The sequence below is a fragment of the Roseateles koreensis genome (assembly GCF_028595305.1).
Taxonomy (GTDB): domain Bacteria; phylum Pseudomonadota; class Gammaproteobacteria; order Burkholderiales; family Burkholderiaceae_C; genus Paucibacter_A; species Paucibacter_A koreensis.
In genome coordinates this window covers 114,923-130,982 of sequence record NZ_JAQQXS010000001.1, presented here as the reverse complement: position 1 = coordinate 130,982, position 16,060 = coordinate 114,923, and the positions used below count along the sequence as shown (strand labels likewise).

Sequence of the window (16,060 nt, the reverse complement as noted above, 5' to 3'; positions counted from 1 at the left end):
GGTCACGCCGCAACAGCCGTGGGGGGAGTTGATTTGACGCCACCAAACCGCCGGTCGCGCTCACGGAAGGCCTCAATCGCGGCATCCAACTGCGCCTCGCCGAACTCCGGCCACAAGCAGTCGGAAAACACAAACTCGGTATACGCCACCTGCCACAGCAAGAAGTTGCTGATGCGCACCTCACCGCCGGTTCGAATGAATAAATCCGGATCAGGTGCGTAGCTCATTGCCATGAACTCGGACAGCTTCGACTCGGTGAGCGCCTCTGGCGACACGCCCGCCTGCATCGCCGACTTGCAGGCCTGCACGATGTCCCAACGCCCGCCGTAATTGAAGGCCACGGACAAGGTCAATTTGGTGTTGTGCGCGGTGGCAGCCTCCGCCTCGTTCCAGGCGTTGCGCAATTTGGGACTCACGGCATCGCGGTCGCCCACGATGCGAATGCGCACACCCATCGCGCCCATTCGCGCCAGGTAACGCGACACCGCAGCAAGCACCAAGCCCATCAAGCCTGACACCTCATCCGACGGACGCTTCCAGTTTTCTGACGAAAACGCGAACACCGTCAGGTAGTCGATATTGCGGTCAATACAGGCTTGAACAACCTTGACCAGGGCATCAACTCCCTGTTTGTGGCCAAAAAATCGCGGTAGAAAACGCTTCTTCGCCCAACGACCATTGCCATCCATCACGATGGCCACATGGCGGGGAACCAAGGCGGCTTGATCGGAACTCACGCGCAGCGATTCCGCTCAGACCGCCAGAATTTCGGCTTCTTTGCCTGCGACCACACGCTCGATCTCGGCGATGGTGCGGTCGGTCAGCTTTTGCACGTCGTCCAGGCTGCGGCGCTCGTCGTCTTCGCTGATCAGCTTGTCTTTGGTGAGCTTCTTGGCCTGCTCATTGGCTTCACGGCGCAGATTGCGCACGGCAATCTTGGCGTCTTCACCGGCATTGCGCACGACCTTGGTCAGGTCGCGGCGGCGCTCTTCATTCAGCGGCGGCATCGGCACGCGGATCAGATCGCCCTGGGACGCAGGATTCAGGCCCAGGTCGGACTCACGGATGGCCTTCTCGATCTTGGCGCCCAAGCCCTTTTCCCAGGGCTGCACGCTGATGGTGCGGGCGTCCAGCAAGCTCACATTGGCCACCTGGCTGATCGGCACCATGGAGCCGTAGTAATCGACACTGACCTGATCCAAGATGCCAGGGTGAGCGCGGCCCGTACGGATCTTGTGCAATTCACCCTTGAGGGCTTCGACCGACTTGCCCATTTTCACTTCGGCGTTCTGCTTGACTTCTGCAATGCTCATGATGCTTCTCGATATTTCCTGAACTGAACTTAAGCGGCGTCCCGCCTCAGACGTGCACCAGCGTACCTTCGTCTTCACCCATCACCACGCGTTTCAGCGAGCCGGGCTTCAGAATGCTGAACACACGGATCGGCAGCTTCTGGTCACGGCACAGCGCAAAGGCGGTGGCATCCAACACCTGCAGATTGCGAGTGATGGCCTCGTCGAAAGTAATGCGGGAATAGCGCGTTGCGGTGGGGTCTTTTTTCGGGTCGGCAGTGTAAACGCCGTCAACCTTGGTGGCCTTGAGAACGATTTCTGCACCGATTTCCGCGCCGCGCAGTGCGGCCGCTGTATCAGTGGTGAAGAAGGGATTGCCGGTGCCCGCTGCGAACACCACCACTTTGCCTTCTTCAAGATACTGCAGCGCCTTGGGGCGCACGTAGGGCTCAACCACTTGCTCGATGCCGATGGCCGACATCACGCGGGCGGTAATGCCTTCTTGGCGCATGGTGTCCGCCAGGGCGAGTGAGTTCATCACCGTGGCCAGCATGCCCATGTAATCAGCGGTGGCGCGGTCCATACCCACCGAACCACCCGCTACGCCGCGAAAAATATTGCCGCCACCGATCACGACGGCAACCTCAATCCCGAGTTCAGTGACCTCGCGAATCTCCTGCACCATGCGCACAATGGTCGCACGGTTGATGCCGAAGGCGTCGTCGCCCATCAGAGCTTCGCCAGAGAGTTTGAGCAGGATGCGTTTGAGCGCGGGCATGTGTGACCTCTAAATGCTGCAGTTGACCGCGATTGCGGGACAAATCTTGGAATACCGCGCCGGGTGCCGCCGCCCTTGTGGGACAGCGCAACGACCGGCGCGGGCATAAGTGTAAAGGGCGCCAGAGGCGCCCTTTATTTTTTACAGAGGCTTAGGCCCCTTTTGCGGCAGCCACTTGCGCAGCCACCTCCGCAGCGAAGTCGTCCACCTTCTTCTCAATGCCTTCACCCACCACATACAGGGTGAAGCCCTTCACGGTGGTGGCCTTGTCTTTCAACATGGCGGCCACGGTCTGCTTGCCATCGGCAGCCTTGACGAAGACTTGGTCCAGCAGCGACACCTCTTTGAGGAACTTCTGCACCGAACCCTCGACCATCTTGGCGACGATCTCGGCAGGCTTGCCAGACTCGGCAGCCTTCTCGGTGGCGATCTTGCGCTCTTTCTCGACCAGCTCAGGAGCAACTTCGGCCGACGACAAGGCGGCAGGCTTCATGGCGGCCACGTGCATGGCGACGTCCTTGGCGGCGACTTCGTCACCCTCGAACTCAACCATCACACCGATGCGGGTGCCGTGCAGGTACGAAGCCAGCTGAGCACCGGCGTTGTACAGTTTGATGCGGCGCAGGCTCATGTTCTCGCCGATCTTGCCGATCAGGCCGCGGCGCACATCTTCCACCGTCGGGCCGAAGCCTTCTTGGCTCAGCGGCAGAGCGGCCAGTGCTTCGACTTCAGTCACCGCATGTTCTGCGGCCACCTTGGCGCAGGCATTGGCGAAGGCCAGGAACGCGTCGTTTTTGGTAACGAAGTCGGTTTCGCAATTCACTTCCAGCAAAGCACCGGTGGTGCCCACGACGGCCGATGCCACCACGCCTTCGGCGGTCACGCGCGAAGCGGCCTTGCCGGCTTTGTTGCCCAGCTTGACGCGCAGGATTTCTTCAGCGCGACCCAGATCGCCTTCGGCTTCAGTCAGGGCCTTCTTGCACTCCATCATCGGAGCGTCGGTACGAGCGCGCAGCTCGGCAACCATGCTAGCGGTAATCACAGCCATTTGGATTCTCCAGTTTCTTGATTGAATCGCACACCCGTACAGAAGACGACGCGGCGCGGACTCGTTGACAGCAAAATTCTTTAAAAAAAAGGGGCTGAATCAGCCCCTTTGGTCTTGGCGTCAGGAGCTTAAGCGCCTTCGCTGACTTCCACGAACTCGTCACCAGCGGGGGCTTGAGCGTGCACCACTTCATTGCCGGCGTTGGCACGGCCTTCCAGCACCGCGTCAGCCACGGCACGGGCGTACAGCGCCACAGCCTTGGCGGAGTCGTCGTTGCCAGGGATCACGTAGTCGATGCCTTCAGGCGAGTGGTTGGTGTCAACCACGCCGATCACGGGGATGCCCAGCTTCTTGGCTTCAGCCACGGCGATCTTGTGGAAGCCCACGTCGATCACGAAGATGGCGTCAGGCAGGCCAGCCATGTCTTGGATCCCGCCGATGTCTTTTTCCAGCTTGGCCAAGTCACGCTGGAACATCAGCGCTTCTTTCTTGATGGAAGGCTGGGTGCCTGCGTCGACCTGCGCTTGCATGTCCTTCAGGTTCTTCAGCGAAGTCTTGACCGTCTTGAAGTTGGTCATCATGCCGCCCAACCAACGCTGGTCGACATAAGGCATGCCAGCGCGCTGAGCTTCCAGGGCCACGACTTCACGGGCTTGGCGCTTGGTGCCAACCATCAGAATGGTGCCGCGCTTGGAAGCGAGGTTACGGACGAACTTCATCGCCTCTTCGAACGCAGGCAGCGTCTTCTCGAGGTTGATGATGTGGATCTTGTTGCGATGGCCGTAGATGTACGGGGCCATCTTGGGATGCCAGAAACGAGTTTGGTGACCAAAGTGGACGCCGGCTTCCAGCATCTCGCGCATAGTAACGGACATAATTTTTACTCCGAAGGTTGTGTCTTAAATCCGGCTCGAATTGCTCTGCAATACTTCTGATGCCCCGCACCCTCGCCCCTTATGGGACCCGAGTGCCAGACCTGAGCAGCAGCAACACCTCTCGAACAGCCGGTTTGCGATTGATCTGTCGTTGCTCAATGGGGTCGAATCGGACTTGGCTGATTTAGCTTCGCTAAGCTTCGCCCCCCAATGAAAACTCTTGCTCGCCACCTGAAACCACGCTGAATTCGTAGAGAATTCACAGCAGTTTTCAAAGCGACTTCAAGGCTGCCGGACTGAAATTTCAGCCCGCGGCCAACGGCAAAACCCAAAGAGTATACAACATCTATGCACAACGACCTGAGCAGCGCCCCTGAGCGCCTGCGAGAAGGCCGAATCGGAGCCCAGCAGTTCCCCGGTGCCTCCCTCAATTCCAAGGTGGTTTTCAAGCCTGAGCCCGCCCGTCAACCTGCCCTGAACCGTCACGCAGCGCTCAGCTGCAAGGGGCATTGAGCATGCGGATCGCCATCATTGGTGCCGGCATTGCCGGCGTCACCACCGCCTACGAACTTAGCGCCCAAGGCCATCAAGTCACGGTTTTTGATCGGTGCGGCAGCGTTGCCGCCGAAGGCAGCTTCGCCAATGCAGGCATCGTCGCCCCGGCCATGATTTTGCCTTGGACCGCCAAGCCCTGGCCGCACCTGAGCCTGCGCCACAGCCTGGGTTGGCAATGGCAGCGGCGCCGTGCCGCAAAAGCCAGCAACCCCGCCGCGCAGGAGCAGCTGCTCAAGCTCGCTCAATTCAGCCTCGATCGCCTCCAGACGCTGCGCCGCAGCCTGCAACTGGACTATGAGCGCACAGAGGGCCTGCTGATGCTTTTGCGCACCGAGCGCGAGCGCCAGCAGATTCAACCCGGGCTCGAACGACTGGCCCAAATGGGTCTGAGTGCGACAACGTTAGACGCCGAGCAATGCCGGCGCATCGAGCCAGGACTCAATCCCGAGCAAGCCCTGCTGGGCGGCATCTATTTGCCGCAGGCCGAGATCGGCAATTGCCGCCAATTCGCCCATTTGCTGCGCATGGAGGCGCAACGCCTGGGCGCACAGTTCCGCTTTCACACCACGGTGCGCAGCATCACACCCGGCAGCCCAGCGCAGCTGGTGCACGAATACACGCCGCCAGAAGAGCGGCCCGGCCCCAGCACACGCCAGGGTGACAGCCGCGAGCCCAAAGACAACATCGACACCCAGCCCGCACCCGCTGGGCCGCAACATGAAAATTTTGACGCCATCGTGGTCTGCGCCGGCGTGGGCGCCATCCCGCTGCTGCAGCCCCTGGGCTTCAAGCTGCCCATGGTTCAGCTGCAGGGTGAATCACTGACGGCGCCGTTGCGGCAACTCGAAGCTCACCCAGACCTCGGGCCTCGCGCGGGCCTGGTGGATCAAACCAGCGGCATCAGCATCAGCCGCATCGGCCAACGCGTCCGGCTGAGTATCAGCGGCCACTGGAACAGATCACCGAGCAGCGCCAAAGACAGTCACGCGGCCATGCACAAGGTCTTGAACGACTGGTTTCCCGGCGCCATGCAGAACGGTCAACTACAACAGTGGCGCGGCACACATGCCCACGTGGCGGACGGCCTGCCCATTCTGGGCACAAGCGGCCACGCGGGCATCTGGCTTAATCTGGCCCTTGAACCCAGCAACCTCCTGAGCTGGACCCTGGCGAACGGCGCAGCCAACGTATTGAGCCATCAGATCAGCGGCAACCAGGCCGGCCCGGACCTGCCTGAGATCAGCGACCTGACGATGGGTCGCCTGGGCTAGTCGCAGCCGCAGTGGAATGAGCGCACGGGGCGTCTTGGGATGCTTGGGGCACTCGGGGCACTTGGGGCGCTTGAAAATTGCCTTCACAATCGACACGTGATCCGCATTCAACACCCTTTGCATACACTCAGTCTCTACGGCATCGCGGGCACGCGCACCCTGGAGACACAAGCCCTGGCTGCAACGCCCCCACAGGCCTTGATGGAGCGCGCCGGACTTGCCGTGGCCAAATTGGCCCTCGCCCTGCACAACCATGCAGAGCGCCCCATCTGGATCGCCTGCGGGCCCGGCAATAACGGTGGTGACGGCCTGGTGGCGGCACGCCATCTCCACGCACAGGGCTGCCAAGTTATTGCCTCGCTGCCGACCAGACAAAGCGCCGGCTCCGTGGACGCCCACGCTGCACTGTTGGCCGCGCAAGCAGCCGGCGTACGCATCACGCAAGACCTGACCCCACCGGCCAGAACCGCCCTGGCCATCGACGCCCTGCTCGGCATCGGCGCCACGACCAAGCCAGATCACTCTCCTGATCAAGCACTGCACCAGGTGCTGCGCAGCCTCAATGCGCTTAGCGCCCGCGACATTGCAACCCTGGCCGTTGACGTACCCAGTGGGCTTTCGGTAGAGACGGGCGAATGCCTTCATGCGGATGCCGTTCACGCCACCCACTGCCTGACTTTTCTCACGCTCAAACCTGGGCTATTCACCGGCCACGGCCCCGCGCATTGCGGAGAGATTTGGTTTGACGATCTGGGCTTGAGTGGTGATTTTTCAGGCAACGTAGCCAACGACATTGCGCCCATCAACCGAATCACCCCCGATGCCGATGCCGACTTGATCGGCCACGATAGCCTGCTGAACTGGCTACGCCCTGCCCACCCCTTGAGCCACAAAGGCAGCCACGGCGATGTGTGGGTGATTGGCGGCGCACCTGCCATGCGCGGTGCAGCACGGCTGGCCGCACGTGCGGCACTGGCCGCTGGCGCAGGGCGCGTCTACGGCAGCATGCTGGGCGACATCACCGTTGCTGGCGATGAAACACCTGAATTCGATTCACAGCGTCCGGAGTTGATGCGGCGGCCGGTAGAGGTCACCGCGCCCGGCACGTTTCTGCCCTCGCTGACCGTGGTGTGCGGCTGCGGCGGCGGCCAAGAAATACACGCGGTCTTGCCCGCCATCCTCAAAGGCGCAGCTCGATTGGTCCTGGACGCGGACGGCCTCAACGCCTTGGGCGCCGACCCGGCACTTCAAGCGTTGCTGATCCAACGCCGGGCAGTTGGCCAGAACACCGTGCTGACGCCCCACCCGCTGGAAGCCGCCCGCCTGCTCGGTACAGACACGCACCGTGTGCAGGCCGGGCGACTGAAGGCGGCGCAAGAACTGGCTGATCGCCTGAACTGCCACGTGGTGTTGAAGGGTGCCGGGTCCGTCGTTGCCGCCCCGGCCGATACGGGACGCAAACCCCTCATCAATTGCAGCGGCAGCCCCGCCCTGGCAACGCCCGGCAGCGGCGATGTGCTGGCCGGCTGGCTGGGTGGCCTTTGGGCGCAGGCACCCGCAGCATGCCCGCAAGGCCTCGCCGCAGCCGCCGTCTACTGGCACGGCTTGGCGGGCGAATCACAAGGCTTGGGGCCCTTGCGTGCTGCCGACCTGATCGAACGCATGCACGGGCTGCGGAGCCGCTGGGGGCCTTGAGTCCGCCAGCTTGTTCACTCGCCCCCCCAACTTGCCACTCGGCAACTTGCTCAGCGACGCTTTCGCGCCCGGGCTTCGCCCGCCCCCGCTGCAGGCTGTGTTCGCCCTTTTCGGGCAGCCTGACGTGCCGCCTTGACCGGATGCGCCGCGGCCACGGCAGGCGCCGCAGCAGGTTTGGCCTTGCGCCCGCCCTTGGCTGAGCGCTTGCCTGAACTCTTCACCTCCCGGTCCATGCGACGCACTTCTTCCAAAGCATCGAGTGGCGACTGCCCTGCAGCCTGTACTGCACCAGAGATCGCACCACTGCTCTTGACACCACCACGGGCTGAGGGCGGCAAGCCGGCCTTGTCGCGCTGGGCGCGGGCCACAAGCTTGGCTTCGTCGCTGTCGCGAACCAGGCGGAAGTCGATCTTTCGGGCATCCAGGTCCACCCGGCTCACCTGCACTTGCACCCGCGTGCCGGTGGCATAGCGCAAGCCCGTGCGCTCACCACGCAACTCCTGGCGAAGTTCGTCGAACTTGAAGTACTCCCCGCCCAATTCGGTGATGTGAATCAAGCCCTCGACGTACAACGCATCCAACTGCACAAACAGGCCAAAGCTGGTCACCGCACTGACCGTGCCGGCAAATTCCTCTCCCAAATGTTCGCGCATATAGCGGCACTTGAGCCAGGCCTCGACATCACGTGACGCCTCATCCGCACGGCGCTCGTTGGCGCTGCAATGGGCCCCCACCACCTCCCAACGTTCCATCTCCGTGTTGGCCTTGGCGGGGTCAATGGGTTGCGCACGGCCCGGCCGCTTGGTGGCCATCGGCACATCCATCTTGCCGGCATCCAGGTGGTAGCGCTTGCCTTGCAGAATCGCTTTGATGACCCGGTGCACCAGCAGATCGGGGTATCGCCGAATCGGGCTGGTGAAGTGCGTGTACGCCTCGTACGACAGGCCGAAATGGCCGGCATTGGCCGAGGTGTAAACCGCCTGCTGCATGGAACGCAGCAACATGGCGTGGATTTGCGCCGCATCCACCCGGTCCTTGGTGGCTGCAGCGATCGCAGCAATCTCTTTGGGCGTGGGTTGATCGCTGACGGACAAGCCCAGACCAAGGGCACGCAAATAGGCTTGCAGCGCCACCCGCTTTTCTGGTGTCGGCCCCTCATGCACACGGAACAGCGAGGCCTGCTTGTTCTCGGCGATGAAATCCGCCGCGCAGACGTTGGCAGCCAGCATCGCCTCTTCGATCAGCTTGTGCGCGTCATTGCGTGTGCGCGGGATGATGCGCTCGATTCGCCCGTTATCGTCACAGACGATTTGGGTTTCAGTCGTATCAAAATCAATCGCCCCCCGGCGACTGCGCTCCGCCAGCAGTGCCCTGAACACCTCATGGAGATGCAAGAGATGCGGCACCAGGTCGCGTCGCTTGGCGGCTTCGGGGCCATGCGTATTGGCCAAGATTGCGGCCACTTCGTTGTAAGTAAAGCGGGCATGCGAGCAAATCACCGCGGGATAAAACTGATACGCCTGGACCTCACCGCTATCATCCACCAGCATGTCGCACACCATGGACAAGCGGTCTTCATTGGGGTTGAGCGAGCACAGCCCGTTGGACAGCTTCTCGGGCAGCATCGGGATCACGCGGCGCGGGAAGTACACCGAGGTGGCGCGCTCATAAGCGTCTTCATCCAACGGATCGCCCGGCTTGACGTAATGGCTCACGTCGGCAATGGCCACCAGCAGGCGCCAGCCCACGAAGGCAGTCTTGCCGCGCCCATGCTTGTGCGGCTCGCAAAACACCGCGTCATCGAAGTCGCGGGCATCTTCACCATCGATGGTGACCAGCGGCACATCGCGCAGGTCGATACGGCCTTTCAAATCAAGCGCGCGCAATTTCTCGGGCAGCTTGGCAGCTTGCGACAAGGTTTCGGCGCTGAAGCGATGCGGCACCTCGTATTTGCGCACAGCAATCTCGATCTCCATGCCAGGGTCGTCGATTTCACCCAGCACCTCGACCACCCGCCCGACCGGTTGCGCATACAAAGACGGCGGCTCGATCAACTCGACCGCCACCACCTGGCCCGCACGCGCATTGGCGGTGCCGTTCTTGGGAATCAGGATGTCCTGCCCCATGCGCTTGTCTTCCGGCGCCACCAACCAGATGCCGGACTCCAGCAGCAGGCGCCCAATGATGGGCTTCTTCTTGCGATCGAGAATCTCCAGCACCCGCCCTTCAGGACGGCCACGCTTGTCATAACGTGCAACCCGCACGCGCAGGCGATCGCCATGCATGACGGCATGCATTTCCTGCTGCGGCAGGTAGATGTCTTGCGTGCCTACGTCGGGAATCAAGAAGCCGTGGCCATCCCGATGGCCTTGCAACACGCCCTCGACTTCGCTGAGCAGTGCTGCGCCTTCGTTCGGGGCGGGACTTGTGTGTTTAATGTTTTTGATGATAGAATCCTTGTCTTTCCTGAAACGTCACAGATTACCGGACGTACTGGGCGCAGGGCATGAGGCTGAACAAATAGCCCAAGGCCATAAAACTGCACCAGACCACGGTTGACTTGTGAACCTTGCCCAGGTGGCGGAATTGGTAGACGCACTAGTTTCAGGTACTAGCGGGTAACTCCGTGGAGGTTCGAGTCCTCTCCTGGGCACCAAATTTCTCAAAGGCCGGTATCGAAAGATATCGGCCTTTGTTTTTTCAAACCTTGAACTGCATGGCCGCTTGTCTGTTGACATGCGGCCATTTTGCTTTGCGCGGATGGCTTGACGGGTCAAATTTGCCATCCGGCCGAAAAAAAATTAAACGGCATTCACCGAAAACCCATAAACAACAGGCCGGACGCAAGACATGCGTTCGGCCTGTTGAAAGGGCGCGAAGTCCCAAGAAATATGACGCCAGATCAGACCACGAATTTCTTGGCCAATGCGTCAGGGCGCATATCGTCGTACTCTTCAAAAGGTTGATGAATCCAGGGACTGGTTTCCAGCATTTCGACGTAATAGTCAGGCGTGTAGCTTGAGACGCCCTTGGTCCAGATCACCGCAGAGCGCAACTCCGAGATGGATGGCATGCCGCGCAAGCGCTCCACCACCGCCTTTAAGGTCACGCCGGAATCGGCAAGGTCGTCGACCAACAACACGCGACCGGCCAACTCGCCCTTGGGCATGGTGATGTATTTCGCGATATCCAAGCGGCCTTGAATGGTGCCAGCCTCCGCGCGGTAAGAACTGGTGGACATGATGCCCAGCGGCTTGTCGAATACACGAGATAACACGTCACCTGGACGCATTCCGCCGCGGGCCAAGCACAGGATCTGGTCGAACTCCCAGCCCGATGCATGAACCTTCAGCGCAAGGCGCTCGGTCAGCATGTGATATTCGTCCCAAGAGACGTAGAGATGTTTGCCGTCGTCAGTCAGCATGGTGGAGAACTCCAGTTTTTGATGTTGGCGCGGCGGCACGATCAGGCCGCAGCACCTTGGTAAGGGTGACGTAGCAGAATGGTGTGCTCACGATCGGGGCCAGTCGACACCATGTCGATGGGCGCGCCGATCACTTCCTTGATGCGCTCCAGATAACGGCGCGCATTCAAAGGCAGCTTATCCCAGGCGGTTACGCCGAAGGTGGTTTCAGTCCAGCCCGGGAAGGTTTCATAGACGGGCTGGCAAGCGGCAATCTCATCGGCATCCAGCGGCAGGATATCGAACTGGCGGCCATCCATCTCGTAGCCCACGCACATCTTGATTTCACTCAGACCGTCCAGCACGTCGAGCTTGGTGATGCACAAACCGGTGATGCCGTTGATGATGACCGAGCGCTTCAACGCTGCCGCATCAAACCAGCCACAGCGGCGAGCGCGGCCAGTGACGGTGCCTCGCTCCTGGCCAACCGTCGCCAGGTGATAGCCCACGGTGCCTTCTTTTTCCCACTCCAACTCGGTGGGGAAAGGGCCCGAACCCACACGCGTGGTGTAAGCCTTGGTGATGCCGAGCATGTAATGCAGCATCTGCGGCCCCACACCAGCGCCAGCAGCGGCATTGCCCGCTACGCAGTTGCTCGATGTCACATAAGGATACGTGCCGTGATCGATGTCGAGCAAGGTGCCTTGCGCGCCTTCAAACAAGATGTTGGCGCCCGCCAGATGAGCCTTGTGGATCAGGTAGCCCACGTCCGCCATCATGGGTTTGATCAGCTCGGCCATCTTCATGGCTTGATCGAAGATGGGCTGGAACTCCAGCGCACTGGCGTTCAAATAACCCGTTAGCGCGAAGTTGTGCAGTTCAAGTAACTCGCGCAGCTTCTTCGCAAAGCGCTCCGGGTGCTTGAGGTCTTGCACGCGCAGCGCACGCCGTGCAACCTTGTCTTCGTAGGCCGGGCCAATGCCCTTGCCTGTCGTGCCGATCTTGCCACTGCCGCTGGTTTCACGCAGGGCTTCACGGGCCTTGTCCACCTCAACGTGGAAGGGCAGGATCAAAGGGCAAGACTCGCTGATGAACAAACGCGAGCGCACTTCGACACCCGCTTTTTCGAGGCGCTCAATTTCACTCAACAAATGGGTGGGGTCCACCACCACGCCATTGCCGATGTAGCAAGCCACGCCGTCGCGCATGATGCCGGAGGGAATCAATTGCAGCGCCGTCTTCACACCCTTGATCACCAAGGTATGACCCGCGTTGTGGCCGCCCTGGAAGCGCACCACGCCTTGCGCGTGATCCGTCATCCAGTCAACAACCTTGCCCTTGCCTTCGTCACCCCATTGGGTGCCCACCACCACGACATTGCGGCCACGTGAGATTTCGCTATTCATCTTACTCATTCCGATGATCAAAAATTGAGAGTCAGGCCGGCGTCACTCAAAGCGCGCACAAGACCCACTGTTGGTCGACCAGCCGCAGCTCTCGGTCGCACTCGAATTCATCGCCTTCATGCTCATGCCCCGGCAGGACACAGACCACCGTCTCGCCCGCCTCACGCAGACGACGAACGGCGGCGCGCAAACCCGCCTCTTCGCCCCAGGGCGCCCGCACGGCCGCGCGCAAGGGGCTGCTGGGCGTCAGGGCCACCAGCGTTTTCAAATCCAGGCTGAAGCCAACCGCCGGACGGCGACGACCAAACACCGCCCCCACCTCGTCATAGCGCCCACCACGCAACAGCGCGTCGCTGGAGCCTTGCGCGTACAACGCAAAACGTACGCCGCTGTAATAGGCATAGCCGGTCAAATCTGCCAGGTCGAAACTCAGTCGCATCTCTGGGTGAGTGAACTGCAGATGCTTGGCCAGCCATTGAAGGTCGTCCAATGCTGCCGTCACCAAGGCAGTCACAGGCAATACCGTGCGCGCATGCGCCAGCACATCAACACCACCGTAAAGGCTTAATAAGGCCTCCAGGCCCTTCATCACATGGGCCGGCAAGACGGGCGCCAATTCGCGCAGGGCCGCCAAGTCCTTACCAGCCAATGCGGCAATCAAGCTGTCGAGTTGCGCGGCCGAAAGAGGCGAGTCACCCAGAATGCCCTTGACCAAACGAGCATCGCCCAGATCGAGAATGACGTCCTTCAAGCCCGCGCGGCGCACGACCTCAAGTGCCATCTCCTGCACCTCGAGATCGGCTTCCAGCCCAGCGTGACCATAGATTTCAGCGCCGAACTGCAAAGGCTCACGCGTCGAATGCAGGCCGTCGGGCCGTGTGTGCAACACCGGGCCGCAGTAGCACAGGCGGGTCACGCCAGCACGGTTGAGCAAATGGGCGTCGATTCGGGCAACCTGGGGCGTCGTGTCAGCCCGCAAACCCATGGAACGGCCGGAGAGCTGATCAACGAGTTTGAAGGTCTTCAGATCCAGGGCGTGCCCGGCACCAGACAGCAAGGATTCCAAGTGCTCCAGCAGCGGTGGCATCACCAACTCGCAACCGTAGGTACGCGCCATGTCCAGCAAGTCTCGGCGCATCTCTTCGATGCGGCGGGCCTGGGAGGGCAGAACGTCAGCAAGATGCTCGGGCAGCAACCAAGCAGAGGCCATGGGTATTTTCGCCAGCGGTTAAAAACGGCATTGTACCGGGCTCAGGCCCGCCACAGCCTATTGCCAGACAAGCGCCAGCAACAACAAGCCGGCGAGAATGCTTGACAAGCCGACAAAACGAATCTGCCCGTCGGTCATGCTGAGCATGCGGGCAAACACTTGGCGCCACATCGTCGGGTTGATCAAGGGCAAGGCGCCCTCAATCACCAACATCAAGGCCAGTGCCGCAAAGACCTGCGCGGTAGACACCGGGCCACAACCTTACTTGCGCGAAGTCGGCGCGGCAGGCGCTGCACTGCCCGAGCCGCGCATCGCCTTGAAGAAGTCGCTGCTGGGGTCCAGCACCATCACGTCAGACTTGTTGCGGAAGGTGCTGCGATACGCTTCCAGCGAGCGGTAGAACTGCGCAAATTGCGGGTCACGGCCGAAGGACTCCGCATAGATGGCCGAGGCTTTGGCATCACCCTCACCCTTGATCTTCTGCGCATCACGATAGGCTTCCGCCACGATCACTTCACGCTGGCGATCGGCATCGGCACGGATTTTCTCGCCTTCAGCGCCGCCGGTCGATCGAGCTTCATTGGCTACACGCAAGCGCTCTGACTTCATGCGGTTATAGACCGAATCGGTGATGTTGGCGGCGAAGTCCACGCGCTTGATCCGCACGTCGAGGATCTCGATGCCGAACTGCTTGGCTTCATCAACCAGGCGAGCGCGAACGTCATTCATGACCTTCTCGCGTTCGGTGGCCAGCACGGCCAGCACGGTGCGCTTGGTCACTTCTTCATTGAATGCGGCCTGAACCACAGGGCTCAGCCGATTCTCAACGTTACGCATATTGGCACCGTTGTTGCGGATGAACTGGCGGGGCTCCGCGACGCGCCACTTCACCAGCCAATCGATGACCAAACTCTTTTTCTCAGCGGTAAAGATGGGGCGCGACTCCGGGCTGTCCAGCGTCTGCACGCGACGGTCCAGCAACACCACGTTCTGCACCGGCGGGGGCAGCTTGAATTTCAAACCCGGCTCGGTGATGACCTCCTTGATTTCGCCCAAGGAGTAAACAACGGCGAACTGGCGCTGATCGATGATGAACAGCATGGAGCTGGCAACCATGAAGGCGACCAACAAGCCAGCGACGATGGCGGCAATACGATTCATGAATAGTCTCCCTGCTCTTCTCAGCGGCCATCACGGCTGCGCAGGCCGTCACGGGATCTCAGGTCATTGGCACCGGTGCTGGGCGCTGCACTCTCAGGCTGTGCCACCACGGTCGGCGGCGTCGCGGTCACCGTCCCGTTACCGGCTGCGGTTTGCTGCATCAGCTTGTCCAGCGGCAGGTACAGCAGATTGGAGCCGTTGCGGCTGTCCACCATCACCTTGCTGACGTTGGAGTACACCTGTTGCATAGTGTCGATGTACAAGCGGTCACGGGTCACTGCGGGCGCTTTTTGATATTCAGCCAGCACGCTCTTGAAGCGCTGACCATCACCCTCGGCCTGCGAAACCACACGCGATTTGTAGCCTTCGGCTTCTTCAAGCAGACGCGCGGATGTACCTTGTGCCTTCGGGATCACGTCGTTGGCATAGGCTTGACCTTCGTTCTTGAGACGCTCGCGATCAGCTCCCGCCTTGAATGCATCGTCAAACGCGGCCTGAACTTGCTCAGGCGGCGCCACGTTCTGCACATTCACGCTCTTGACCTGGATGCCTGTCTTGAGCCGATCGAGCTGGTTTTGCACCGACTGCGCCAATTCAACCGCGATGGCGTCACGCTGCTCATAGAGCACCGAGTCCATCTTGCTCTTGCCGACGATTTCACGCACTGCGGACTCGGCCGCCAGCACCACGGCTTCGTCCGGATTGCGGTTTTCGAACAGATAGTCGCGCGCATTCTTCAGCACGTATTGCACGGTGAAACGGATGTCAACAATGTTCTCATCCTGCGTCAGCATGCTGGAGTCACGCAGGCCGGACGCAGGCACCACGATGGCACGGCCCACTTCAACTTGCTGCAGTTGCGTGACCGAGACCACCTCCACGGCCTGAAAGGGGTAAGGCAGGCGCCATTGAAAGCCCGCCTCCACCGTCTTGCTGTACTTACCGAAGGAGGTCACTACGCCTTGCTGGCCTTCTTGCACGATGAAGAAGCCGCTGCCCAACCAACCCAGCAGCACCACACCCGCAATCAGAGCCACGCCGATGCCGGCGCTCTTCATGTCGGGCTGGAAGTTGTTGCCGCCGTTGTTACCCCCGTTGGCACCGCCATTGTTGTCGCCGCCACCGCCCTTGCCCCCGAACATGCCGGACAGCTTGCGGTTGAAGTCGCGCCAAAGCTCGTCGAGATCGGGTGGGCCGTCGTTGCGACCATTGTTCAGGAGTCGGCCCTCTTGCCAGCGCTGCGGCCGCATGGCCGCAGCAACGCCGGTCAACAACGCCTTGGCGGCATGGGCCACAGATTTCAGTTGCCCGACGAAAGAAGGTGTCGTCGGCCGCGCACGGCTCACGGGCTCAAAGGTATTCATGC

14 protein-coding genes and 1 tRNA gene are annotated in these 16,060 nt (G+C 61.0%); 3 read left to right on the top strand and 12 right to left on the bottom strand.

Features of this window, described 5'->3' with window-relative positions; translation table 11 throughout:
• Positions 1-2: 2 nt before the first annotated feature.
• From uppS to rpsB, 5 genes are all read right to left on the bottom strand, one after another.
• Positions 3-737, bottom strand: coding sequence for a polyprenyl diphosphate synthase (gene uppS / locus PRZ01_RS00545; protein WP_273594797.1), 735 nt, complete (start codon positions 735-737; stop codon positions 3-5).
• 15 nt (positions 738-752) lie between these two features.
• Complete coding sequence (gene frr, locus PRZ01_RS00540; protein WP_273594796.1) at positions 753-1,313, bottom strand: ribosome recycling factor; 561 nt, start codon at positions 1,311-1,313, stop codon at positions 753-755.
• 46 nt (positions 1,314-1,359) lie between these two features.
• Entirely contained in the window at positions 1,360-2,070 is a 711-nt protein-coding gene (gene pyrH, locus PRZ01_RS00535; RefSeq protein ID WP_273594795.1) for a UMP kinase, read from the bottom strand.
• A 151-nt stretch (positions 2,071-2,221) separates the two neighbouring features.
• Positions 2,222-3,118 carry a translation elongation factor Ts gene (gene tsf, locus PRZ01_RS00530; protein ID WP_273594794.1) on the bottom strand — a complete coding sequence of 299 codons (897 nt, stop codon included), beginning with the start codon at positions 3,116-3,118 and terminating at the stop codon, positions 2,222-2,224.
• Between the two features lie 128 nt (positions 3,119-3,246).
• Positions 3,247-3,993, bottom strand: coding sequence for a 30S ribosomal protein S2 (gene rpsB / locus PRZ01_RS00525; protein WP_273594793.1), 747 nt, complete (start codon positions 3,991-3,993; stop codon positions 3,247-3,249).
• A 515-nt stretch (positions 3,994-4,508) separates the two neighbouring features.
• Here rpsB and PRZ01_RS00520 point away from each other — a divergent pair.
• Together PRZ01_RS00520 and PRZ01_RS00515 are read left to right on the top strand one after the other, a co-directional pair.
• Positions 4,509-5,819, top strand: coding sequence for an FAD-dependent oxidoreductase (locus PRZ01_RS00520; RefSeq protein WP_273594792.1), 1,311 nt, complete (start codon positions 4,509-4,511; stop codon positions 5,817-5,819).
• 117 nt (positions 5,820-5,936) lie between these two features.
• Positions 5,937-7,514, top strand: a complete 1,578-nt coding sequence (locus PRZ01_RS00515) for an NAD(P)H-hydrate dehydratase (RefSeq protein ID WP_273594791.1) — start codon at positions 5,937-5,939, stop codon at positions 7,512-7,514.
• A 50-nt stretch (positions 7,515-7,564) separates the two neighbouring features.
• Here the strand turns inward: PRZ01_RS00515 and rnr are convergent, their stop codons facing one another.
• Positions 7,565-9,892 (bottom strand): ribonuclease R, encoded by a 2,328-nt coding sequence (gene rnr / locus PRZ01_RS00510; protein ID WP_409993786.1) that lies wholly within the window; start codon positions 9,890-9,892, stop codon positions 7,565-7,567.
• A gap of 193 nt (positions 9,893-10,085) precedes the next feature.
• Here rnr and PRZ01_RS00505 point away from each other — a divergent pair.
• Positions 10,086-10,170 (top strand) — tRNA-Leu (locus PRZ01_RS00505).
• Positions 10,171-10,416: 246 nt separating this feature from the next.
• On the opposite strand, the gene PRZ01_RS00500 is transcribed toward PRZ01_RS00505, so the two are convergent.
• Genes PRZ01_RS00500 through hflK form a run of 6 tightly spaced genes read right to left on the bottom strand, consistent with a single transcriptional unit; the run spans position 10,417 to position 16,058 of the window.
• Positions 10,417-10,938 carry a phosphoribosyltransferase gene (locus PRZ01_RS00500; RefSeq protein ID WP_273594790.1) on the bottom strand — a complete coding sequence of 174 codons (522 nt, stop codon included), beginning with the start codon at positions 10,936-10,938 and terminating at the stop codon, positions 10,417-10,419.
• Between the two features lie 41 nt (positions 10,939-10,979).
• On the bottom strand, positions 10,980-12,323 hold the full coding sequence (locus tag PRZ01_RS00495; protein ID WP_273595039.1) for an adenylosuccinate synthase: 1,344 nt from the start codon (positions 12,321-12,323) through the stop codon (positions 10,980-10,982).
• A gap of 46 nt (positions 12,324-12,369) precedes the next feature.
• The gene (locus PRZ01_RS00490) at positions 12,370-13,533 is read right to left on the bottom strand and encodes an ATP phosphoribosyltransferase regulatory subunit (RefSeq protein ID WP_273594789.1); all 1,164 of its coding nucleotides are present in this window, start codon (positions 13,531-13,533) and stop codon (positions 12,370-12,372) included.
• Positions 13,534-13,590: 57 nt separating this feature from the next.
• Positions 13,591-13,782: a DUF2065 domain-containing protein gene (locus PRZ01_RS00485; RefSeq protein WP_273594788.1), complete on the bottom strand. Its 192-nt coding sequence runs from the start codon at positions 13,780-13,782 to the stop codon at positions 13,591-13,593.
• Between the two features lie 12 nt (positions 13,783-13,794).
• On the bottom strand, positions 13,795-14,694 hold the full coding sequence (gene hflC / locus PRZ01_RS00480; protein ID WP_273594787.1) for a protease modulator HflC: 900 nt from the start codon (positions 14,692-14,694) through the stop codon (positions 13,795-13,797).
• 20 nt (positions 14,695-14,714) lie between these two features.
• On the bottom strand, positions 14,715-16,058 hold the full coding sequence (gene hflK / locus PRZ01_RS00475) for an FtsH protease activity modulator HflK (protein ID WP_409993785.1): 1,344 nt from the start codon (positions 16,056-16,058) through the stop codon (positions 14,715-14,717).
• Between the last annotated feature and the right edge of the window lie 2 nt (positions 16,059-16,060).